General features: G+C 54.5%; 35 protein-coding genes. 5 read left to right on the plus strand and 30 right to left on the minus strand.

Annotation, left to right across the window (positions count from 1 at the left end):
- Positions 1-69: 69 nt before the first annotated feature.
- The 18 genes from DWX75_RS07420 to DWX75_RS07500 form a co-directional block, all read right to left on the minus strand.
- Positions 70-2232: a poly(3-hydroxybutyrate) depolymerase gene (locus tag DWX75_RS07420; RefSeq protein ID WP_118015704.1), complete on the minus strand. Its 2163-nt coding sequence runs from the start codon at positions 2230-2232 to the stop codon at positions 70-72.
- An 11-nt stretch (positions 2233-2243) separates the two neighbouring features.
- On the minus strand, positions 2244-3503 hold the full coding sequence (locus DWX75_RS07425; RefSeq protein ID WP_118015705.1) for a PBSX family phage terminase large subunit: 1260 nt from the start codon (positions 3501-3503) through the stop codon (positions 2244-2246).
- A complete protein-coding gene (locus tag DWX75_RS07430; protein ID WP_118015706.1) occupies positions 3493-3936 on the minus strand; it encodes a hypothetical protein in 444 nt (147 codons plus the stop codon). Before DWX75_RS07430 ends, DWX75_RS07425 begins: the two co-directional genes overlap by 11 nt.
- Before the next feature lie 226 nt (positions 3937-4162).
- Complete coding sequence (locus DWX75_RS07435) at positions 4163-4531, minus strand: hypothetical protein (RefSeq protein ID WP_147671550.1); 369 nt, start codon at positions 4529-4531, stop codon at positions 4163-4165.
- Positions 4532-4647: 116 nt separating this feature from the next.
- Positions 4648-4824, minus strand: a complete 177-nt coding sequence (locus tag DWX75_RS12050; protein ID WP_158558774.1) for a hypothetical protein — start codon at positions 4822-4824, stop codon at positions 4648-4650.
- 69 nt (positions 4825-4893) lie between these two features.
- Positions 4894-5109, minus strand: a complete 216-nt coding sequence (locus tag DWX75_RS07440; RefSeq protein ID WP_118015708.1) for a hypothetical protein — start codon at positions 5107-5109, stop codon at positions 4894-4896.
- Positions 5110-5119: 10 nt separating this feature from the next.
- Entirely contained in the window at positions 5120-5335 is a 216-nt protein-coding gene (locus DWX75_RS07445) for a hypothetical protein (RefSeq protein ID WP_118015709.1), read from the minus strand.
- Between the two features lie 2 nt (positions 5336-5337).
- Positions 5338-5802, minus strand: coding sequence for a hypothetical protein (locus tag DWX75_RS07450; protein WP_118015710.1), 465 nt, complete (start codon positions 5800-5802; stop codon positions 5338-5340).
- The gene (locus DWX75_RS07455; protein WP_118015711.1) at positions 5799-6323 is read right to left on the minus strand and encodes a DUF5651 domain-containing protein; all 525 of its coding nucleotides are present in this window, start codon (positions 6321-6323) and stop codon (positions 5799-5801) included. Before DWX75_RS07455 ends, DWX75_RS07450 begins: the two co-directional genes overlap by 4 nt.
- 5 nt (positions 6324-6328) lie before the next feature.
- Positions 6329-6775, minus strand: a complete 447-nt coding sequence (locus tag DWX75_RS07460) for a hypothetical protein (RefSeq protein ID WP_118015712.1) — start codon at positions 6773-6775, stop codon at positions 6329-6331.
- A gap of 68 nt (positions 6776-6843) precedes the next feature.
- A complete protein-coding gene (locus DWX75_RS07465; RefSeq protein ID WP_118015713.1) occupies positions 6844-7215 on the minus strand; it encodes a single-stranded DNA-binding protein in 372 nt (123 codons plus the stop codon).
- Positions 7212-7559 (minus strand): hypothetical protein, encoded by a 348-nt coding sequence (locus DWX75_RS07470; protein WP_118015714.1) that lies wholly within the window; start codon positions 7557-7559, stop codon positions 7212-7214. The genes DWX75_RS07465 and DWX75_RS07470 overlap by 4 nt, the downstream gene beginning before the upstream one ends.
- 64 nt (positions 7560-7623) lie before the next feature.
- On the minus strand, positions 7624-8052 hold the full coding sequence (locus DWX75_RS07475) for a hypothetical protein (RefSeq protein WP_118015715.1): 429 nt from the start codon (positions 8050-8052) through the stop codon (positions 7624-7626).
- A complete protein-coding gene (locus DWX75_RS07480) occupies positions 8049-8720 on the minus strand; it encodes an ATP-binding protein (RefSeq protein WP_158558775.1) in 672 nt (223 codons plus the stop codon). The genes DWX75_RS07475 and DWX75_RS07480 overlap by 4 nt, the downstream gene beginning before the upstream one ends.
- Positions 8665-9522, minus strand: coding sequence for a DnaD domain protein (locus DWX75_RS07485; RefSeq protein WP_118015717.1), 858 nt, complete (start codon positions 9520-9522; stop codon positions 8665-8667). Before DWX75_RS07485 ends, DWX75_RS07480 begins: the two co-directional genes overlap by 56 nt.
- A gap of 16 nt (positions 9523-9538) precedes the next feature.
- Complete coding sequence (locus DWX75_RS07490) at positions 9539-10222, minus strand: putative HNHc nuclease (protein ID WP_118015718.1); 684 nt, start codon at positions 10220-10222, stop codon at positions 9539-9541.
- Positions 10219-10911 (minus strand): ERF family protein, encoded by a 693-nt coding sequence (locus tag DWX75_RS07495; protein ID WP_118015719.1) that lies wholly within the window; start codon positions 10909-10911, stop codon positions 10219-10221. The genes DWX75_RS07490 and DWX75_RS07495 overlap by 4 nt, the downstream gene beginning before the upstream one ends.
- Positions 10912-10924: 13 nt before the next feature.
- A complete protein-coding gene (locus DWX75_RS07500) occupies positions 10925-11386 on the minus strand; it encodes a siphovirus Gp157 family protein (protein ID WP_118015720.1) in 462 nt (153 codons plus the stop codon).
- 158 nt (positions 11387-11544) lie between these two features.
- Between DWX75_RS07500 and DWX75_RS11995 the strand changes: the two genes are divergently transcribed.
- Positions 11545-11727 carry a hypothetical protein gene (locus DWX75_RS11995; RefSeq protein ID WP_147671552.1) on the plus strand — a complete coding sequence of 61 codons (183 nt, stop codon included), beginning with the start codon at positions 11545-11547 and terminating at the stop codon, positions 11725-11727.
- 220 nt (positions 11728-11947) lie between these two features.
- On the opposite strand, the gene DWX75_RS12295 is transcribed toward DWX75_RS11995, so the two are convergent.
- The 9 genes from DWX75_RS12295 to DWX75_RS12055 form a co-directional block, all read right to left on the minus strand.
- A complete protein-coding gene (locus tag DWX75_RS12295; protein ID WP_255424264.1) occupies positions 11948-12073 on the minus strand; it encodes a hypothetical protein in 126 nt (41 codons plus the stop codon).
- Positions 12074-12086: 13 nt separating this feature from the next.
- Entirely contained in the window at positions 12087-12218 is a 132-nt protein-coding gene (locus tag DWX75_RS12300; RefSeq protein WP_255424265.1) for a hypothetical protein, read from the minus strand.
- 6 nt (positions 12219-12224) lie between these two features.
- A complete protein-coding gene (locus DWX75_RS07505) occupies positions 12225-12584 on the minus strand; it encodes a hypothetical protein (RefSeq protein WP_118015721.1) in 360 nt (119 codons plus the stop codon).
- Positions 12581-12898, minus strand: coding sequence for a helix-turn-helix domain-containing protein (locus DWX75_RS07510; RefSeq protein ID WP_118015722.1), 318 nt, complete (start codon positions 12896-12898; stop codon positions 12581-12583). The genes DWX75_RS07505 and DWX75_RS07510 overlap by 4 nt, the downstream gene beginning before the upstream one ends.
- 282 nt (positions 12899-13180) lie before the next feature.
- Positions 13181-13393 (minus strand): hypothetical protein, encoded by a 213-nt coding sequence (locus DWX75_RS07515; RefSeq protein ID WP_199497550.1) that lies wholly within the window; start codon positions 13391-13393, stop codon positions 13181-13183.
- 5 nt (positions 13394-13398) lie between these two features.
- Positions 13399-13605: a hypothetical protein gene (locus DWX75_RS07520; RefSeq protein ID WP_118015741.1), complete on the minus strand. Its 207-nt coding sequence runs from the start codon at positions 13603-13605 to the stop codon at positions 13399-13401.
- A 15-nt stretch (positions 13606-13620) separates the two neighbouring features.
- Complete coding sequence (locus DWX75_RS07525; RefSeq protein ID WP_147671554.1) at positions 13621-13848, minus strand: hypothetical protein; 228 nt, start codon at positions 13846-13848, stop codon at positions 13621-13623.
- Positions 13849-13858: 10 nt separating this feature from the next.
- Positions 13859-14659: a Rha family transcriptional regulator gene (locus DWX75_RS07530; protein ID WP_118015724.1), complete on the minus strand. Its 801-nt coding sequence runs from the start codon at positions 14657-14659 to the stop codon at positions 13859-13861.
- Between the two features lie 12 nt (positions 14660-14671).
- Positions 14672-14890 (minus strand): helix-turn-helix transcriptional regulator, encoded by a 219-nt coding sequence (locus DWX75_RS12055; RefSeq protein WP_158558776.1) that lies wholly within the window; start codon positions 14888-14890, stop codon positions 14672-14674.
- Positions 14891-15075: 185 nt separating this feature from the next.
- Between DWX75_RS12055 and DWX75_RS07540 the strand changes: the two genes are divergently transcribed.
- From DWX75_RS07540 to DWX75_RS07555, 4 genes are all read left to right on the plus strand, one after another.
- Positions 15076-15726 carry a LexA family transcriptional regulator gene (locus DWX75_RS07540; protein ID WP_118015726.1) on the plus strand — a complete coding sequence of 217 codons (651 nt, stop codon included), beginning with the start codon at positions 15076-15078 and terminating at the stop codon, positions 15724-15726.
- A 45-nt stretch (positions 15727-15771) separates the two neighbouring features.
- Positions 15772-16254, plus strand: coding sequence for a hypothetical protein (locus DWX75_RS07545; RefSeq protein ID WP_118015727.1), 483 nt, complete (start codon positions 15772-15774; stop codon positions 16252-16254).
- Positions 16238-17014: a DUF1828 domain-containing protein gene (locus DWX75_RS07550; RefSeq protein ID WP_118015728.1), complete on the plus strand. Its 777-nt coding sequence runs from the start codon at positions 16238-16240 to the stop codon at positions 17012-17014. Before DWX75_RS07545 ends, DWX75_RS07550 begins: the two co-directional genes overlap by 17 nt.
- Before the next feature lie 200 nt (positions 17015-17214).
- Positions 17215-18417 (plus strand): tyrosine-type recombinase/integrase, encoded by a 1203-nt coding sequence (locus DWX75_RS07555; RefSeq protein WP_158558777.1) that lies wholly within the window; start codon positions 17215-17217, stop codon positions 18415-18417.
- Positions 18418-18479: 62 nt separating this feature from the next.
- Here the strand turns inward: DWX75_RS07555 and ilvB are convergent, their stop codons facing one another.
- From ilvB to DWX75_RS07570, 3 genes are all read right to left on the minus strand, one after another.
- The gene (gene ilvB, locus DWX75_RS07560) at positions 18480-20144 is read right to left on the minus strand and encodes a biosynthetic-type acetolactate synthase large subunit (protein ID WP_118015730.1); all 1665 of its coding nucleotides are present in this window, start codon (positions 20142-20144) and stop codon (positions 18480-18482) included.
- Between the two features lie 80 nt (positions 20145-20224).
- A complete protein-coding gene (leuB, locus tag DWX75_RS07565; protein WP_118015731.1) occupies positions 20225-21292 on the minus strand; it encodes a 3-isopropylmalate dehydrogenase in 1068 nt (355 codons plus the stop codon).
- A 92-nt stretch (positions 21293-21384) separates the two neighbouring features.
- Positions 21385-21876, minus strand: coding sequence for a 3-isopropylmalate dehydratase small subunit (locus DWX75_RS07570; protein WP_118015732.1), 492 nt, complete (start codon positions 21874-21876; stop codon positions 21385-21387).

The following is a 21876-nucleotide window of genomic DNA, read 5'->3' on the forward strand; positions in this document are numbered from 1 at the left end:
CATTCTCCTTCTTCTGCCTGCTGCCGATCCGCAATGCGCCCGGCCTGGACGTCGCGGACGAACTCATCCTCAATAGCTTGATACGCCTGGAGCTCCGCCACCAGCCTGCGCTCCAGCTCCATATTGCTGGGCTTGCTGAGCCGCTCCAAAGCCTGCGCCCGCTTGCGGCTGAGCATTGGCCGAAGATACTCCAGCGAAGTTTCGGCTTCCCTGCCCGCCGCGATCAGGCGGCTGCGCTCCAATTCCTGCTCCATTCCACTGTCCTCCTCTGCTTGCATCGGCCTTGGCCTGTGCATCGGCGGCACCGCTCAGGACCTTCTGAGCCGTCTGCTCCGTGAACATGTCCGGCGTGACCTCGAAGCCAAGCTTCTGCCAGAACTGCATCTGAACCTGCCACGGTGCATCCGTGATGGCCGAGCGGATCGTCGTCTTGTTGTCCTCGGCACCACTGTCCTGGCCGCCCGCCTGCTGCATCTGTGCCGCCATCTGCGACGGGTCCACGATGAAGTCATCGACATTCTTGAAGCCGACCTCCTCGATGATGCGCTTGGCGAGGTTGTACCACTGCTGTGGCCCCGAGAGACCGACCTCTGCCAGCTGCGTCGAGAGCTCGCGGACAAGCTGCAGGTTCTGCAGGTTCGTCTGCTTGGCTCCCGCACCCATGCCCGCATTAACGAGCAAATCGAAAGAACCGTCCAGGTCGCTTGGGTCGATTTGCATCGGCCCATTCGTCAAGCGGATGACGAGCGCCTGATTGACGAAGAGTTGATTCAGCTTGATCAGGAAGCGGAAGAGCTCCGTCATCCCCGTCTCCGCGAAGATGCGGGCGATGAGCTCGAGGCGCTGGTTGCTCTGCTGCGTGATGATGCTGATGCCCGTCGCGGTCTTATTGAGGCTATTGCTGTCGAGGCCCTGATTGTACTTCGTGATGCCCGTGCGGTTCTCTTTGACCGTATCAAGGTACTCGAGCATATTGAAGGTCCAGCCCTGCAGCTGAGAAGCAGGCAATGGCTGAATGGCCTCATTGACATTGCCCTTGACGCGGATGAACTGCGCATTCTGCAGCACATCATTGATATCGACGAGCGCAGCCGGGTCAATGGCCATCTTGCTATCATTGCCTTGCGCGATGTTGTAGATCATCTGCCGGATGATGGCCGTCTTGCTGTGCTGCACCTGCGCGATGAGATCCGTGAAGCCAGACTCCGGCCAGATGTGATGCGGGTCAACGCGCGGCGAGAGCGTGAAGAACGGATTGCGCTCGTAAGTATTTTCTTCGAGTCGCAGGATGATGCCGTTCGACACCGTCACAATCATCGGCACCAGCCGGCCGTCCGGGTCATCGCTCATATTGAGTTTGACATAGCACTCATAGAGCTCAACCTTCTGCCGCCCGCTGTCCGTCTTGTTCGGCTGCTCGTCGATATCGTCATTGTTCTGGATATCAAGATTCGTGTAGTGCGGAGCGACGGCCTTCTCGGCCACCTCCTCCACATGATCATAGAGACCGGCCTCCTGCTGCATGCGCAGATAATCCAGAGAGACAATCTTGCGATGTGCCACAAAATCCGCATCCTCCAGCCGCGTCGCATCCGGCGAGAAGCGGAATTCGCTGGCCATGACATTCATGACGCGTGGCTGATTCTTGACAAGCTCCATGCTCCGGTACGTCACATTGATGCCGCCCGTCGGACTCGCCTCGACCTTCTCCACCTGGATGCCCATCTGTTCCGCCTGCGGGCGGTAGGCCGCATAAGCCTCGGCGTCCATCGTGATGGTCCTCTCAACTTCCTTGTACTCGCGGTCCCAGTCCACCTTGATGATGCCCAGATTCGTGATTAGCGCATCCTTCGCCCAGCGATAGAACTTCATGAAGAACTTGTTCTGCTGCAGCTCGTAGTTGATGAGCTCCTGCATCTTCTCCGCACGGTCCGAGTCTGCATCCGTACCATCCGCACCTTGGATGGTCACGACGTCCGTGCTGCCGAAGAACGTCTTCATTAACACCGGCATCGTGCTCTCGATCGTGTCCTGCACATCCGTGCTGACAATCTCACAGCGCTTAGAGAGCCGCGGGAACATCTTGCGATAGTAGCCCTTGTCCGCCTGGAAGATGGCATAGCGCTCCATCACCGCGGGCTCGACCGTATCCTCATAGTAGGCGTTAGCCGCATCGATATCCTGCTTGAGTTTGCCGATGATGCTGTCCCGCTTTGCATCCGTTATCTTCAATCCCTCTCACCTCACATTGCGCCCGCCAGGGGCATCCTTACGTTGCCGCCCGCCGATGCATGCCAGCCCATCTCGCGGAAAAGCGAGTAGCGCAGGGCATCGAGCAGATGGTTGTCACGGTCGACCGGCCGCGGCAGCACATTGCCATCCTTGTCTTCATCCCACTTGTAGACCGTCAGCTCATTGACAAGCTCCGGCAGATTCTCGTTGACGACGATGCGGAGCTTCTGCAGCCACTGGATGCCGAAGTTCACGCTGTCCTTTCCCTTCTCCGCAGGGATGGCCGTCACACCGTACTGCCTAAGCTCTGCAATGCTCTTCGGTTCCGCCGAGTCACAGACCACGACTTCCTGTCCACAGAGGTTCACGACCTCCGCCGCCAGCAAGTCATTCGTCAGCCCGCGCAGATACCGCGCATCGATGATGTAGAGCGTATTTGCGCGCTCATCGTAGTGGCTGCGGATGAGAGCGGCAGGATCATCCGCAAAGCCGAAGTCCAGGCCATTCTGGAACGTGTCGAATTTACTCGAGTCAATTCGCTCCACATGCCAATTCTTGAAGATGACCTTGCCGAGCACACCCCAGTTGCCGTTCGTGTAGACATCACGGAAGTACGGGTCCTTCTCGCTCTCCAGCTCACGACGGTCGCCCGCTGTCAGGAAGACATTGTCGCGGTACGTCGTCTTGAGGATGGAGAGCATGTCACTCTTGTAGCTTGCCTTGCTCCCGTCCCAGCGCCCCTCGAAGTATTCCTTGTAAATCCAGTGCGTCTGATAGACCGGGTTGAACGAGAGGATGATGCGCTTCTCGACCGGCGAGATGCCGCGCAAACGTTTGCGCAGCTGCTTGATATCCCCGTAGTCGGCCTCCGTCGCTTCCTCAATCCAGATGTCCGTGATGACGCCCTTGGCCGGTGTGATGGACTTGACCTTCTCAACGTCATCAAGGCCGGCAAACATGATCTGGAAGCCCTGCGGCCCCGTGATGACCATCTCGCTCTTGTTCTCGACAAAGAGCTTCCCCACCTTGAAGAAACTTATGGCCTTCGTGATCTCGTTATAGACTGACTTGCGGACTGTCCTCGCTACCTTGCGGACAATCAGATAATTATGCCCGCCGTGGAGCATATCCCAGATACACCGCTGCGCGAGGAAGTAACTCTTGCCCGAAGACGAACCGCCGTAGAAGATCTGCATGTACGTCGTATCATCGAGGTACGGCAGGTAGACCGGATTGAAGCACTTCGGACTGACAGTGACATTAATCTTCATCGAGCTTCACCTCGATCGTCAGCCCATCGCCGCCCGCGCCCGTTTCCCCAATGGCCGTCTTGGCGACCGCCTGCAGGTCCTTGAGCGCCCTCGCCAGCGTCGCAAGATCCGACGGACGCGACGCCTGCGCAAGCATCGCCTTCGCCTTCTCGATACCCTCACGCGAAATATTGAAGCATTCAAGGTCATACCGTGCCGACTCGTCCGACAACGTCTCGGCCTTCTTGCTTTCGCGTTTCTTGCCCACCTTGTTGGCGAACCTTTCGCGCTTTACCGGCCACTGTCCCCGGCTGCACTGGCGGCCGACCGTCGACAAGGAGAAGCCGTACTTTGCTACAAGATCATTGAGAGACGGATACTCGATATCGCCCTTCTCCGTGACGACACCCTCGATATACTCCCGGGCAATCTTGCCCCATTCATACTTTGGCATGGTATCACCTACCTTTCTTTCACCCGGCCCAGAGAGGAGGAAGCCCCGGACCGGTCTAAATGAGCCGCACTCTCCGAAAAACCAGACAAAAAAGAGAGTGGACTTGGGGGAACCTTCCTACAAAAAAGGCCCCGCCATACGGCGAGGTCTTCGGCAGTAAGAAGTGCGATGTTGTCTCGCTATACTCAGTATAACGAAAAAGGACGCGAAAAATTTGCTGCAAATTTTACAAGATGCGCAAAAGCCCCAGCTGCACCGCCGCCAGAGCCGTCGACATCCGGAAGTCATCGAGAAGTGCGTAGTAGCTGCGCTCACTGATATTGAGCGCCATCGACGTCTTGATATACCTCTCGCAATTCTTGTACCGGCGATCCACCAGCATCCGGCGCAGCTCATCACTCGACGAGTAGGATGCCCAGATAGCCTGCAGCCATTTCTCAGGGCGCAAGACCGTGAAGCCATCCCTGCAGGTCAGGCTGTCCATCTCCTTAGCACTCATCCCTTCCTGCGCATGGTAGTCCAACACGCCCTTATCAATCTCCGGCCAATGGCGCAGCACCTTGTCGACCTTGGCAATCATCTCCTGCTGTTTCATATCTCTAAGCCCTTCTATCATCCTGTCTTCACTGCGCCCCGATATCACACACAAGCTGAAAATCAAGAACGCCGCCGAGCCTCCCGCAACGAGTCCCGCCACAAAAATCAATAGCATCATGCCTTGGCTTCCCTCTCTTCCTTGAGTGCCGCCGCGTCTTCCATAGCCAGTTCCTCTCGTATTTCCTCGGCCTGTCTGCGCATGCTCTCGGCCGTGTACTTCAGCTGCTCATATCGCCGCAGATACCACTTCGTAAGCATGACATAATCATTGTGTTCCTTGAGTTCCTTCACGACATTCCCTCCCACACGAAAGCCAGACAACCAGCAAACTCACAATGTCCATTTCACTTCTTCACCTCCTCACATTCTTCTCGTTCCGATTCGGCTTTCAATGACTTCGGTGCCGATCTCTTTGTAGATTCTATCCACATATGCTGCATCTTCATAAAACGAACGTTCTGCAAGGTCGCGAGCATTCAAGTTCTTTGCCAGCTCTCTTGCTTCTTCCAGACTTTCAGCACGGACAAAGGCATCGCCATGTATATTAATTTCAAAATGAACTTTGTATTTTGGCATCTTATTCTCCTTATCTCCAAACCTTCCCCGTCTGCTTATCGCGCAGGATCACGCGCTCCTCGATGTCGAAGCCGAACTCGTTGGCCGCGAAGCGTAGGAGGTGCATCAGGTGCTTAATGCGCGACAGCGACTTGGCATCCTGCTCGCTCAGCGGCTGCTTCTTAAGTACACTGGCGAAAACCTTTTCCCCCGTCGGATCCTGGTATCCTTCTGCATTCTTCAGCATAATCAATCCCTCCTGAAATCTGCGTGCATGGCCTCAATGCGTACTATCGCCTTGTACTTGCCATAACTCATGCCCATCTCCCTGGCCTTGGCTGCGGCTTCGTCGATGTGTGATACATGCAAACTCTCCCGCTTCTTCCTGGCCTCACGCACCTCTCGCATATTCTGCGTCTGCTGCCGTTCTCGCTGGCGTGCGGACTTCCGGTTGGCATCAAGCCTGCATTGCAGACTGCAATATAGTTGCATCGCATTTTTGGCCACAAAGCTAATCCCGCATTGCGGGCATACCCGCGTACGCTCCGCCTCGCTCTTCTCGCGCCACAGGGTGACTCCGTGCCGTTTCTGGTATTTCCTGTGATGGTATGCAGTCCGGCAGGCATCGGAACAGTAGAGCTCCTGCGTACAATGCGGGGTGAAGAATCTACCGCAGCCTTTGCAATGTTTCTTCGGTAAGTGCACATCTTTCATTCTGCATCGTCCTCCCATCCCATCGGCCTGAATTCAATGCCTGCGGCCGGATAGCTGTACTGACAGCAGCCAACGGCACCAGGATTCACCGGATCGCAAGAATATCGCATCAAGAACTTACGCTGGGCACACTCCTTATATTTCTTTTTCTGGCACTTGCCACAAGTCTGCGGGATCACGCACTTGTACCAGGTCTCAAAGTCGTCCATCGAGATGACCAGCGTATCCTGCAGGTTCTTGAGCCTCTTGAGCTCGGCGCGTTCCCTGTCCGACGGCACGATCATCGGGCGAAGCGTGCGAGCATTGCGCGAGAACTCCATCGCCTGGTCGTACTCCATGAGGTTGTACCGTCGCTCCATTGCCTTGTTGAGATACGTCGACGCGCTCCTCAGCCACTTCAGGAAATCCTTGTCCACATTCTTCGCCTTCTGGTACTCTGCAATCGTTTCTTCGAGCTCGTAAGAGTAAACCATCAAGCGTGTCATATTGACCTTCTCGGCATGATTCAGATAAGGGTTCATGACAATCACTCCTTCCTGAAACGCTGGCCATCATCGCGTTTGGCGTTGCTCTCGTTGACTTGCTTTATCAGGCGCTGACGAGTGGCTTCATGGCATCCGAGACGATCCATCATGCTCACCGTAGACACCTGCAGATCCGTACACTCGTTAAATAAATGATTCAGACTATCATTCACAGCCATCTCCGAACTGACTGTCTGCTGTACACGGTGCCGACTTTCACTTTTCCGCCACACAGCAAAAGCCTTCAACACTTCACCGTATTCCTCCGTGATTTTCGCCATGTGGTCTTCAGGCGTCCAGCCATCGTAGAGAGGGCCATCACAAGGATGCGGCAATACCATCGCCTTATATCCTTCAATGCGGCCTTGTTCGTAGCCAATACGCTTTCCGAGATCATACTCTTGCTTCAAACTTTCGTTGATTGCTTCATGGAGTTCTTTCCTGTCCATTTTTTCTCCTCACCTATACTCTTATATGCATTTTGTCGTAAAAGGCCGTTACAGGCCATCCTAGGCCGTCAGAACGGCACTTCCTCGTCTGTGATATACTGCCCACCCGGAGCCGAGTTTGCAGAACTTGCGAAAAGGTTCATTTCCTTGCCGATGGTGTCCGCAATCATGCCGTGTTTGTAATGCTTCTGGCCATCCTTCTCCCACTTGTCCATCATGAGCCGGCCGATTACAATGACCTTATCCCTGTCCTGCAACTTGCCATCCCACGCCTGGGCGAGCTTGTCAAATGCCGTCACGTCGATGCTGCCATACGCTGCCTTGCCATCTTTTCCCTTCCCCTGGTAGTACGACAGCCGGAATTTCAGCACCGCCATACCGCTTTTTGCCACGCGAAGTTCTGGCTTGAACACCGTGCCTTTAAATACTGCTTGATTCATGATTCCTTACTCCTTCCTGCTTCCCACTCTCTGTAAATCTCGAACCAGTCGGCGGCGTCCATCGTGATCTTCCAGCGCGTATTGTTGCGCCGGTGGGCCACGATGGGCAGGCTGCCGTCATGCTTCGCCTCGGCATCGCGTCGCGCCTGATCCAGTGCATCGTCGAGACGAAGATGCTCGACACGCTTGACCTCGATGTGGATACCAGGCAAGCCGACACAGTCCGCCGCGTCACCTGTCTTGCCGCAGTACTGTGCCGTCCGTCTGACATCATAACCAACTGATCGGCAAAAGCGGGCAAACTCCAGCTCCCCGTCCTTACCCTTTGCCTTACTGTATGTCATGCTCTCACTCCTTTTTTATTATCCGCAACTAACTGCCGAGGATATCTCGACAGTTCAACGTCTTTTATGCATCTCTCGCAATCACTTTGAATGGCCGCACATTTTCACCCGGATAATTGTATCTGTTGCGAGCAATATACTCCTCGCATTCGTCTCTTGATCCAAAGAAATTTTTATCTATTCTTTCCTTGCAGCAGAAATAAACTACCTGGTATGATATGACCCCATATTCGCCGTTAACAAAGTTATTTAAGAGATCGACAAAATCATCAATATCTGAATAATAATCAAATGAATTAATATCGTCTCGATCTATGACATCTTCTTCCAGAAGTACATTGATCACACTCTGTATATCGTCTGGCCGCCCGACAGGATCATACTCATTCTCTACGTCTACGACTTCCCAATGATCTCCGAACTCCTTATCCATACCCATGATTCGTTCATCATAGATAATGCCCCACATCGTCGCCTCCTCCTTTTTTCTCATGCTCTCACCTTCCTCTGGCTAGATCCAGTAAATACCAAGCACTGCGACGTATTCCGCAGCCGGTCCATGATGCGGCCGGAGTAGGTGCCGGCCAATTCTTCCTTAGACAGGTTCGTCGTCACGATGATCGGCAGCATCTTGTTGTATCGCTCGGTGATGATGCTGTCGACCTTGCTGAGTACCCATCCCTGGTCGGTGTCTTCACTCCCCAGATCATCAAGTACCAGCAGTGGCGTCGAGCGGATCCGGCGCTCGTACTTCGCCCATTCCTCGCGGTTGAGTGCCCGCATGGTGAAAAGATTATCGACGAGCGAACACATCGGCACCAGCATGCCTCCCCCTTGCTGAACGCTGAGCCAGTGCCGTAGGACGGCTACGGCCATCGTTGTCTTGAGTGTGCCATAGTTGCCGGCTAGGATAAGGCCATATCCGCGCTTGACGTTCTGCTTGATGTCCTCAGCGTAAGCCTTCACGTCCCTGTAATTCCGCCGGATGTTGAAATCGTCCGGCAATCCCCGGCGCTCAATGCTCTCGAAAGTCACGCCCTGGTACCGGCGATGAATGCCGGCGCACTCCAGCGTCTCGATATGCTTTTGTTTCTGCTTGTACTCGTCAGTCCCAGCCGGATTTCTCATTTTCCCATTTGCGCCGCTCTGCGTCTGGATCAAAGCGGAGCGCTTTCTTCCGACCTCGTCCAGAATGTTTTGCAGTTCTGTGTCCATTTGTATCCTCCTCCGGGTCGTCGTACCCGTTCTGCTCCCAGCTTCTCAAAATTCCCTCGATGTACCCCATGCTGCGGCGGCCTCGGTAGTCCGCCCGGTCGATGGCCTTGAACAGGGCCTCCTTGCCGTAGTGCTCCAGGCAGTCAGAAAGACGTTCCAGATCTGCCGGACTCGGTACAGGCCGGATACTCTTCTCGTAGACTTCGACCACCTGGCGGAAGTTATCGTCTTGGGGTGGTGCTGTAGTAGAAGAGATATGTTTACTGTTTATATTGTTTATATAGGGTTCAAATTTTGTACCCTTGGGGCCCTCTATGGGTTCATTTTTTGTACCCTTAGGGTTCAAATTTTGTACCCTTGCGCCCTCTATGGGTTCATTTTTTGTACCCTTAGTAGTCTTTATGGGTACAATTTTTGTACCATTGGACGCTTCTATGGGTTCGTTTTTCGAACCCTTGGCATCATCTTCATAAAGTTTCGGAAGATGATACCTTGTTTTCTTTTTGTGCCCTGGATCGATGGATTGGATGAATCCTTTCTCCTCTAGCGACCGCCTTGTACTGATGATAGTCACCTTGCTCTTGATGCCGGCTTCACGCATAATCCGGGAGTTCGCCACATCGAACCATTCCGGCCATTTGAGTTGATTCGCAACGAGGAACAAGCATAAATACATGGCCTGTTCTCTTGCATTCAGAACGCCCGCCCGCCTCACACCAAATGCGTTCAATTGTTTGACATAATTCATAGGGCGCCTCCGTGGCTTATTTCTTGAATCTCAACCGCTTACATAGATTTTCGTCCAGCTTAATCTTCTGCAAGTGGTACTTTTTGATAAATCCTGCTTCGTCGCTATGGCACTCAGTATGATGCACCCGGCAGAGCGGTATGACCTCACGGCCCAGCTGATGGGCCTTCTCACGGTCAACGCCGGCGCCGATGCGGCTTCCCTCGCAGTGATGGATATCGGCCGGCCTGCCGCATACCGCGCACTTGCGATGCATCGTGCAAGCGTACATGTATGCCGCGATGTCGTCACAGTTGTCAATGAGCCGCGTCATTGTCGGGATGTCGTTGGCGATAATGAAGTCGACCAAGTACGTAATGAACTCGCGCGCCGTTGACATATCACAGTCGGAAAGTGAGAACATCCGCCGCTCAGCTGCTTCCATCCGATGAAGCATGAACTCCATCTTAAACAAGCTTTTTTGGCTTTCGACGGTATTGGCATTACGGACGCCGTCCACATACTCGGCAATCTCCCCCAGCAAGGCGTAACATTTCCGCCGTTGTTCCGGCGATATGCGCCGCCCGTCCGGTAGAATGACCTCTACTTTCTTGTATTGGCGCAGCAAAGCACGGTCGAGGTCGGGAAGGCCAGCCATAATGACTACAGTTCCGTCCTCCCGCACGTCCTGTATCTCGCCCAAGATATGTTCTTGTATCATCGCCCGCCGCCCATCTGCTCAGCAATCCACGACTCAAGGTTTGCCACCAGAGAGCTAAGCTCACATGTCGAGAGGTCACGGCAGCTCGTCTTGCCGAACTTCAAGCCACAAATTGCGGATACTTCCTCGCCCGTAGCACCGAGGCGTTTCATCTCCTCGCTGAGCCCATGCATCGCCTTGCGGAGAATCTCGTCTGAGCCGCCTCCATGTGCCGTCCCCTTATGGTTACCTGCGTTTCGCGTTGAACGCGCTCCTGCGGCGTTCTGCGAAGTCTGGCGGGCAATCTCGTCCTGCACCTCTCGCGAGTCAACATCTTTCTCGTTGTCGAGAAGGAAGAGACCTTCGAGTGCACGCTTTCGCGCGTAAGTTGATGCCGTGCCAGTGATCTGCGGCGGCGCCATTGATGCCAGCTTGTCCGGCTCTACTGCCGTGCCCTTCGCCTCGATGACATCTCCGGTTGCAATGTCTATGAGACGTGCCGTTGATTCGACGTAATAGCGGTTTCCGATTGAAATAGCTTGGTCGGACAGGATGCAGATGACGCCATTCTCCTGAAGGAGAGGTTTTGCCGCTTGCATGATGCCGTCAGCCGTACGGTACTTGTAGCCGTAGCCGTCCTTATCCTTCGGTGCCTTGATTCCCTGCTGGATGGCGAGCAGGGCGGCATAGATAGTCTTTGCTTCGCTCATGTCGCCCTCTCCTTTACTTAATCTGGATGTTCTGACGCTCCACGATCTGCGCCCCCACAATGACAGCGCCGTCCTTTAACGCCTTCTTGATTCCTGTCTTATCAATCTTGTCCGGCTGCGGGATGCGGTACTCGTCCGGCACCGCCGCTTCATCGGCAATCTCGACTGCCTCGCTCTTACGATACGAGATGGCGACTTTCGCCGTCTTGAACTTCTGCCCGGCGAGGTAACCTGCCAAGTACTGTTTCAAGCCATCAGCTTTGTTCTTTGCGACCTTTTCACGCTGGGCAAGCGCATCCTTCTCGTTCTTGAGTGCCGCTGCCTCAGCTGTCAGGTTTTTAATCCAGCATCCGATGTTCTCAATCTTCTTGCTCTTCTCCATCTGGAGAGAAGCAAGCCTCTCGGTATCGATGGTTTCGCCAGTCTCCATATCAACGCAAGATTCGATTTCTCTATCGATTTCGTATAAGTTCATGCTGATTCTCCTCTCTTCATTGAACGAATCGTCTCAATGTATTCGCGGTTCTCGGTATCGCGCTTATGCATCGCACGTTCTGCCGCTGCGCGGATTCGGCTGTCCTGGACCATACTGACGGACTCGCAGGACCGACCGTAATCCGACAGCGGGTCGTAATGATCAACGATATCATGCGCAAACGGGCAGCCGGAAACGTCGATGAAGTACGGAACGCCGTCGAAAATGCCAATGCATTAGTCGCCATCCTGCTCGAACGCTTCGATGATTACATCAATCGGAATCATGCAAATCTCCTCCTTTTGTGGTATAATAACCACACCTATAGATTCTTTTTGTGAGCCGAGTGTTGCAGCGCTTGGCTCTTTTTTTTACGCTCATACGCGTTTCGCATGGTAATGGAGAGCCAGATCTCCATCATGCTAGACCGGGCAAGCATGTCCCCTTCTTCCTTCGTCCTACTTTCCGACCAGCTCGGCCGGATGCAGTCATCGTAAGGACATGCCAAGCAGAAATATCCCGGCTTGCAGAGCGGTAAGGGGCGCTTGTACTTCCGATCTGTCATGACCACACCGCCCAGGCAATTGCCACGCCAATGATCACGCCTAATCCGAAGATGATGGCGTATGCCTCCATGCTCAGCAGCCTGCCCGTGAGCAGCAGCTGGATTTCGTTCTTTACTGTCATGCTTATCACCTCCTCAGATAGCCGCCAGCAGCCACAGGAGCGCGTACAGGCCAAGGCCCACGCCCATACTCTCGATGAACAGTTTGATGTTCGGATTGAGCGACCTGCGCAGCCGCCGGCCGTTCTCTATTTTCGTCCACTGCATATTCCTTCACTCCTCCGTGGCCTTAATCAGCTCGATACTCACAAGGTCACCCGTTTTATTCTTCTTAAACTTCAGCGTGTCTCTGGCGTGGATAATGACACTGAACGCCTCGTGCGGCCGTAAATCGTCGTCAGCATGGATAACTTTGAGAGAAAACCAGTTAATATACTTGACTTTTAATCCCGCCTTGAAGTGATCATAACGCCAGTCCAGGTGGATATATACGCCATACGCTACGCCAATCGCCTCGACGCCACGAAGGAAGTCGTTGATTTTGCTTTCCATGGCTGCGATTCTCTTACGGGTATCTTCACGTCGCGGCCACTCGAAGAGTACGCTGTCAAATACCAATGTCAGTTCCTTCATGCGGATTCTCCTTTCTTCTCTGGCTCCGTCGACGCCAGCCTCTGCAGGTCGCTGAGCCAGAACTTCATGCGCTCGCTCCCCGGCGTGTAGTACGCCTTGAGGAGCCCATCCTTGACATACTGGTAAATCGTCCCCCGGCTGACCGCCAGGACTTTCGCCGCCTGCGCCACGAGCACGAGGCAGTCCGTGCGGATTGGCAGCACCGACGGTTCCTTCGCCAGCTTCAGGTACTCGATGATTTCCGGTGTCTCTTTGAGGATTCGCTGGAGCATCCTCCCCTTGGCGACAAAATCATTGAGCTCAGAAAGCTCCATGCCATACACCCCCTATATATAGTGCTTTGTTTGATTTATAAAACAAGATATAGTATAATGAAATCATCTTGTACAGAAAGAAGGTGATTTCATGCCGAAGTCCAATGCTAGCAAAGTGACTTCTGCTCGTGCCGCAAGCGCAGCCTCGAAAACCTTGCGCAGCGGCCGTAGCAGTAAGGCCGCGAAAACGGCGGCCGCCAGTGCCCTTTCTCAGCGTCCTTCCCGCAAGGGCCGCAAGTAGTTCTTACACAGTTACCCCTTAAATAGGATGTTCGCAGCATCCTATTTTTTTGTTGCGAAAAAGATGCGGTTGACGTCATCCATCGTCAAAGGGATGTAATCCATCATCTTGTGGATCTGCGAGATGGTGAAGTCCCCATCCTTCATGTGAAGGTAGAACGTAGAGCGAACCATGCCGAGAGCCCGGCTCACGTCTTCCTGCGTCCGGTTGTGGTACTTCATGCAGGCCCGGAGCATCTGCATATCGGTCTCCATCCCGCTCACCCCTCAACAACCTGCATATTGTGTCTAGCCGCGTATCCGGCCAGGTCTTTTTCTGCTTCTTCCCTGGTATCCCGCCATGGCAGCGTCCTGACGCATTTCCATGTGTTGCCGTGCAGCTTGTTGTAGCGGCCCTTGAAGGTTGGCGGCGTGCCAATCCCCTGCATGACCTTGTAGCGCCAGCCGCGCTTGTCTTTATACATCATGTCACTCACCTCAGTTCACTCCTCTTCGTCGTTGTAGTAGTCATGCATGAGCTTGGTTGCCATGTCGAAGCCGAACTTGAAGGCATCTCGCTCGGCTGTGCGGATTTGCAGGTCTATGAGATCTACCAGCTCTTTGCCTGCATCCATATCTATATCAATTGAGTCCAAGGCATCCCCGAGCCGTTCTGCGATTTTCTCAAACTCTAAGCTCCGGCCAAGCCTCACATCTACCATTGCTTCCATCTCGTTCACCTCAGTTCATGCTCTTTCTCAAGACGTCCAGGACGTCGGCGTTCCAGACAATCCGGTAACCTTTGTGTTTGGTCTTAGGGTCTGTGAAGGCGATTGACTCACCGTAAGCCTTGCCCTCTTTCGTCAACACCCAGTCCGTGTTCTTGAGATTGGCTCCCTTCGCGTCACGCGGCTTGTCCTGGAGGCCGCAGGACTGGAGCAGGCGGTTGACCTTCTGGCTGTCGGGATTGCCGCTCTTACAGAAGAAGCCAAGTGCCTCAGCAATCTTCGCAACTTTTATCGTGCTTGGCGAATCCTCGGCGGGAATGAGTGGCGCGATGGCCTTGGTATCGATGCCGTATGCCTCGCCGACCATCTCCGATGCCGTCGCCAGCGCCATGCCGTGACGGCAACCAAAGACCTTCTCGAGAGCTTCTGCCGTCTTGCCGATGTCTCGCACTGCCGTGCCGATCATGCGCGTGCGGTAGTGCGGGTTTGGCGTGAGCTGCGGCGTCTTGATGGCCTTCTCCATCGCGTTGAAGGCGTTGATATATTTGAGCTTCCACTCAAGGGCCTTTGCTCCGGTGAATCCCATGACGAGCAGGCTGAAACCATCGCGGTTCATCAGGTACATCTTGTAACTCTTGTTGTTCCCTTTAACCTTATAGGTGGTTTCATAGAACATTTTTCTGAGAGCCGAATTTTCGGCTTTCAGATTATCAATAGCTTCAAGTACATGCTTGTGCAGCTTCTCGAAATGCTCTGCCACGCTGCGACTGTCCGTGACAACCTGCTGGTTGTCGATGTGAACCAGTTCGTTCATTGCTATTCCTCCTTACGTTTCACTTGTATTTCCGTCATTTTTCTTTAAAAAATTGAGGTTGATGCCGAGAAGCTTGGCGAGCCTCGACATAAGTTTCAGGCTCGGATTGTAGCGCCCACGCTCTACATCGGCGTAGTACGCACGCGACACGCCAACGCTTTTAGCAACCTCAGTCTGCGTCAAACGCTTGCTCTTTCTAGCATCACGCAGAGTCTCTGCGATTTGATCCATCACATCACCTTCCTTCTTTAGTTTCAGTAGGCTTTCACTGGTATTTCCGTCTACTCCTATAATATACAGTATTTCCGTCATTGTGTCAATAGTATTTCCGTCATTTCTGTATAGTTTTTCCGTCAGAATATTATATAATGTAGATAACGACGGAATTACCATACAAAACAAAGGAGGACTGTCCCATGGCTAGTATTGGAGAGAAGATTCGTAACGCCCGGAAGGATGCCGGCATGACTCAGACCGAGCTTGCACAAAAAACCAGTTTATCGCGATCGTACATAGGGGATATCGAAAAAGACCGATACAACCCCAGTGTAGCAACACTGCAAGCCATTGCAAAAGCTACAGACGTCCCAGTAGAATCCCTCCTCGGCGGCAATACTCCTACCAACCCCGCCCCCGCTCAGCCGCCCGCGCAGAAAATCACCCACTACACCTACCGCATCCCCGTTGTCGGCCGTGTCGCAGCCGGCCAGCCCATCCTAGCGCAAGAGGAAATCATCGACTATGAGTACATCGACGAGCGCCTGCACCGAGGCGGCGACCAGTACTTCGGCCTCGTCGTCAAGGGCTCGTCCATGGAGCCGACCATCCACGACGGCGACACCATCATCGTGCGCGTGCAGGAGAGCGTCGAGAACGGCCAGATTGCCGTCGTGCTCGTCGACGGCGAGGATGCCACCGTCAAGGAAGTCAAGGAGACCGAGGACGGCCTGACCCTCATCGGCCACAACGTCGCCGTCTACGCCCCGCACTTCTATAGCCGTGATGAAGTAGCAAAGCTCCCCGTCCGCATCATCGGCAGAGTAATCCAGAGCATCAGCAAGTTCTGAGCACGCAAAAAAGGCCGTCCGCGCGGCCATGAAAGGAAGGATACTATGCAACTGTCACAAGAAGAAGCCGATACGCTGCGCATGATTGAGAAATACCTGACCAGCCCGGAGCTTGTGAAGCTGCCTCCGCCGATCGGCACAACCCTGCATCCAGTCCATTATAATCATGAGGGCCGTCGCATGGACAATATGAAGATCTCCACCTACCATGCGCGAATCAATGCCCGGAAGATATCCTGCCGACTGCTTTACAACGGCAATGTGATGCTAGTGCGTGTTGATACCCAAGATGCTACGCCGCACACTAATCCAGACAAGAAAACTATCATCCAGCCGTATCAGCCCCATATCCACATCTATCGAGAGGGATATGGAGATAAGTTCGCCTACCCGCTCCCAGATGATTTTCGAAACACTGAGGACATCTCAGACTTGTTTATGGACTTCCTATCCTATTCTCGTATAATAAATAGTAACGAGGTGAAAGTAGACATACAGGGGGTGCTGTGGAATGACAGCGAAATTTGAATGGATTGAAGAGTACTATAAATGGCTGCGTGGAGCGGCATCTGCCCGCCCCCTGCAGAACGGGTGGACCGAGATTGCCACGCCTTTCATGGACCGGCACAATGATGGCCTGACTGTGTACGCGAAGCTGGAGGGCGACAACATCACGCTGTCCGATGATGGCTATATTATCAACGACCTTCTTGCGGATGGCATATCACTGAACCGCAAGAAGCGCAAGGAACTGTTGGACAGTTTCCTGATGTCCTACGGCGTGCAGAACGTGAACAATGAGATGATCATGCACACTACGGTCTCTGAGTATCCGGTCAGCATGCACATGTTCATCCAGGCCATGCTTGCAGTGAACGATATGTTTATGCTGAGCGACAGCACCGTGAAGACCATCTTCCTTGATGATGTGGCGGCTTTCCTTGACGAGCAGCAGATTATCTACACGCCGAGCTTCATCGCCAAGGGCAGTACAGGGCTTGAATTCAACTTCCACTTCCAGATTGCAGGACGGAAGTCTGAGATACTGATCAACTCGTTCAACACCATGAATCGCGGAAACCTATCCTCATTCCTGTTCGACTGGCTGGATATCAAGGAAGCACGCCAGAAGCGCGCCAAGAAGAAGGTATCTGGCCTGGCCATCATCAACGATGAGAAAGGGGTCGACCAAAAGTATCTGGAAGCGCTGGCATCCAAAGATACGCAGTACATCCTCTTCTCGCAGCGCAATGATCCAAAGAACCTAAAGAAGTTGAGCGCGGCATGAGTATATACTGTCGCGCCGCCAAAACGGCAAACAAAAAAAGAGCAGGGCACCTTCTCATGACTCCTGCTCTCTTTCATCGCACCACATCAGCCGTGGCCGCTCCTGCTCTTCATCTACACGATGGATGCGTGCATGGCGTGGGCAGGTACGCCTTGGATAACTTTGTAGCTTTATTATACCACAAGAAGGAGGTTTTTGCTATGGCTACCGTCCGTGTCCGCAAGCGCGGAAAAACCTACAGCTACATCTTCGAGGCAGGCAAGACCGCAGAAGGAAAGCGCCGCGTCATCGAGAAGGGCGGCTTTGCCTTGAAGGACGATGCCTATGCTGCCGGCGTGGCTGCATATACGGATTATCGTCACGGCAACATCGGCATCACGAGTGACCGTATCACGCTCCGCGCGTTTTGCCAGAAGTGGATGGAAAATGTCGTGCGCAGCAATGTTCGTGAAAGCACTTACGACGTTTACAGCAGGATTCTCGAGCAGCACATCCTGTCTGTCATCGGCATGACGGATTTGCAGGATCTTACGCCTGCCCTTCTTGACGGCTTCATCCGTCAGCAGGCGGCTCTCGGCCTCTCCCACTCCTATCTGCTCCAGATGCGCCGTATCCTGCACCAGGCACTCGACTATGCCGTCTATCCTGCTGAGCTCATCCAGAGCAATCCCGTCAACTATATCAAGATTCCGAAGTCGGCACCGCGCAACCTCGTCAAGCGGACCATTATCTCGCCGGACGTATACGAGCAGCTCCTGCACGATCAACCGCTCGGGAAGCTGTGCCATATCCCCATCATGCTGCTTTACCACACCGGCGCGCGCATCGGCGAGGTGCTAGGCCTGTGCTGGGAAGATGTCGATTTTGACAGGCGGGTCATCCACATCCGCAGGCAGTATACCTACATCAGTGGATTGGGCAATCTGCTTGTCCCGCCGAAGACATCTACGAGCGTCAGGGACATCATCGTCGATAAGAGCCTGCTCGCCGAGCTCAAGCAATGGAAAGCCATGCAATCATCCTGGGAGCTTGAAGCAGGCGATACTTACCGTATTGTCGATGAACAGAATGACCATACACTGCGCTACCCGTCCAAGCGAGCCGCCCGCCTCGACGCCCGTCGCCGCTACATGGTCTGCACCGGCCGCACAGGAAAGCCCCTCAGCCGTGCCACGCTCATGCAGACTCTCAAGAAGTACGACCTCAACGCCCATTCCTTCCGTCATACCCACGCCACCATGCTCATCGAGGCTGGCGCATCCCTTAAAGGTGTAGCCGGACGCCTCGGCCACAAGCGCGTCGAGATGACAGATGAAATCTACACCCACAACACGGAAAAAATCCAGCGTGACACCGAGAAAGCCTTCGAGAAAACCCTCGAAACTATGCAGACAAAACGCTGATGCAGACAAATTGCAGACAAAAAGGAGCCTCACCCCTTGATTTGTAAGGGATGAGGCTTTCTTTACTTAAATTCGACGAACTCATCGATGCGGGCGCCGCCCTTAATCATGGGTTCGACGAAACTGCGCCATACGTTGAGAACGATGACGCGCGGATGTTTCGTATCGGCCAGGGCATCTTTGAGCGCCTCAGCAAATTCATCCTGCGTCGATACGGCCTCTGCATGGATGCCGAAGCATTCCGCATACTTGACGTAATCCATCGGATAATCGAGCTCGCAGGCAATGTAGCGTTCCTTGTACATGACCTTCTGGAGCTGGCGGATCATGCCGAGACTCCGGTTGTTGACGATCAGGGAAATGACAGGCAGGTTCAGGCGCGCGATGGTGTAGAACTCATTGCCCGTCATCTTGATGCCGCCGTCGCCGGCCACATGGATGACCCGCCGGTCCCCGCCATAATAGAGCTGTGCGCCCATGGCCGCCGGCAGGCCGAAGCCCATCGTGCCGAGTCCGCCGGAAGTCAGCCAGGTACGCGGCTCCTCGATGCGCAGATGCAGGGCCGCCCACATCTGATGCTGGCCGACATCCGTCGCAAAGGCATAAGGTTTCCCCTTCGTGCGCATCGCAACCTGATGCATGGCCCAGGGAACGGTCAGACGGCTCTGCTGGTAATCGTACTCGTACGCTTCCTGCCACTTGTGGATCTGCGTCCACCAGTCCGTCAGGGCCGAATTCGGCTCATGCTCCATCAAAAGGCCGAGAATGGTCTTCATGTCACCGGCAAGTCCCAGTGAATTGCCGATATTCTTATCAATCTCAGCAGGATCGATGTCGATGTGAATGAATTTCGTATTCTGTGTGTACTTGTCGAGATTGCCCGTCTGGCGGTCGCCGAAGCGGCTGCCGATGGCAATGACGAGATCAGCCGCCGCGATCGCATGATTGGCCGCCTTCTCGCCGTGCATGCCGGCAAAGCCCAGCGACTGCGGATGAGAATGCGGGATGGCGCCAAGGCCCATCAGCGTATGGGCAACGGGCAGATGATACTTCTCGATGAAGGCAATGACTTCCTTCGTCGCACCGGCCGATATGACGCCGCCGCCAACGATGGCCACGGGCTGTCTGGCCTTGACAATCTCCGCCGCCGCCTCAGCCGCACAGATGCGGAAATCCGCATTCGGCTGACCGTGATGCTCCGGTTCCGGCTGCTGCGGCTCATACGCCACCTCGGCAAAGAACAGATCGCGCGGCACATCGACGAGGACCGGCCCCGGGCGGCCATGGCGTGCCAGAGCAAACGCCTTGCGCACAGTCGGCACGAGGAGTTTCGGATCCTTGACCTTGAAATTATGCTTCGTGATGGGCATGGTAACATCGAGAATATCCGTCTCCTGGAATGCATCACGCCCCAGAAGCGTGGTATCGACCTGCCCCGTGATGGCCACGACAGGAATGGAATCCATGAACGCCGTCGCCAGCCCCGTGACGAGGTTCGTCGCACCGGGACCTGAAGTCGCGATGCAGACACCGACCTTACCCGAAGCCCGCGCATAGCCATCAGCAGCATGTGCCGCATTCTGTTCATGGGTGACAAGGATCTCCCGGAACTCGGGATTCTTGTAAAATACATCGTAAAGGGGCAGGATCATGCCGCCCGGATAACCAAAAACCGTATCGACTCCCTGCTCCTTGAGACAGTGAGCCACAGCCTGTGCTCCCTTCATCGGTCGTCCCCCTTCCGCCGCTCTTGCGGCCCTTGACTCTCTTCGCATATCCTCCTGGGCATTCTGACCTTACCGAGCGGTCAGATGCGCGCGCAGATGACCTTCGTGATCTCTTCCGTATTGGCCTTCTTGAAGCCTTCCTTCCAGAGATCCGGCGTGCGGTAGCCATCGGCCAGGGCCTTGTCCACGGCCACCTCGATGGCCTTGGCCGCCTCTTCCTCATGCAGCGAATAGCGCAGCAGCATGGCAGCCGAGAGGATCGTACCCATCGGATTGGCAATGCCCTTGCCGGCGATGTCCGGCGCGCTGCCATGGATTGGCTCATAAAGGCTCGTGCTCGTGCCGATGGAGGCCGACGGCATCATGCCGATGGAGCCGCCGATGACAGCCGCCTCATCCGAAAGAATATCACCAAACAAATTGCCCGTGACAATGACATCGAACTGCGTCGGATGGATGGCCAGCTGCATGGAGCAATTGTCCACATAAAGGTTGTTGAGCTCGACATCCGGATAGTTCCCGGCCATCTTGGCTACCGTGCGACGCCAGAGGCGCGACGTCGCGAGCACGTTGGCCTTGTCGACCGACGTGACCTTGCCGCGGCGCAGCTTTGCCGTCTCAAATGCGAGCTTCGAAATGCGCTCGACTTCGGGAACCGAATAATTCTCAAGATCCCAGGCGCGTTCTGCGCCGTTGTGCTGCTCCGACTCGCATTTGTCACCGAAATAAATACCGCCAATGAGCTCGCGCACGATGACGAGGTCAACGCCGCGCACGAGTTCCGGCTTCAGCGGGGAATATTCCACAAGAGCATCTGCTACCTTGACCGGGCGCAGATTGGCGTAGAGGCCGAGGTTCTTGCGCAGGCCGAGGATAGCTTTCTCCGGGCGCAGTGCCGGATCGACGTTGTCCCACTTGTCGCCGCCGACCGCACCGAAGAGTACGCCATCCGATGCCTTGCAGGCCTCGATCGTATCTTCCGGCAGCGGCGTGCCGAATTTATCGTAAGCTGTGCCGCCGGCATCCTTGTACGTGTACGAAAGCCCCAGGCCAAATTTTTCATCCACTTTCTTGAGGACTTCCACAGCAGAATCCGTGATTTCCTTGCCGATACCATCGCCCGGTATCACCGTGATTTTATATGACATAGCTGATTCCCTCTCTACTCTGACAAAACGCCAAACACAGCCCATCCGACATGCCTGCGATTTCCAGGCACGTCAGACAGGCTGATGCATGCTCAGTCCTTCTGGCCCTTGATGTAATTGATCAGGCCGCCGGCTTTGGCAATATCCTGCACGAATCCCGGCAGCGGATGTGCATGGAACACATCGCCCGTCGTCAGATCTTCGATCGTGCCTGTAGCCGTATCCACGCGCAGCTGATCGCCAGCCTTGATCTTCTCCACCTGATCGCCGATTTCGAGCAGCGGCAGACCGATATTGATACCGTTGCGGTAGAAGATACGCGCAAAGCTTGCAGCGATGACGACTGGGATGCCTGAAGCCTTGATGGCAACCGGCGCATGCTCACGCGAAGAGCCGCAGCCGAAATTGCGGCCGCCGACCATGATGTCGCCTTCCTTGACATTGGGTGCAAAGCTTTCATCGATGTCGACCATGCAGTGCTTGGCAAGCTCTTTCGGGTCAAACGTATTGAGGTAACGAGCCGGGATGATGACATCCGTATCGACATTATCGCCGTAGCGCCATACTTTTCCTTCTAATTTCAT

This window comes from Mitsuokella sp. AF21-1AC (genome assembly GCF_003458855.1).
Taxonomy (GTDB): Bacteria; Bacillota; Negativicutes; order Selenomonadales; family Selenomonadaceae; genus Mitsuokella.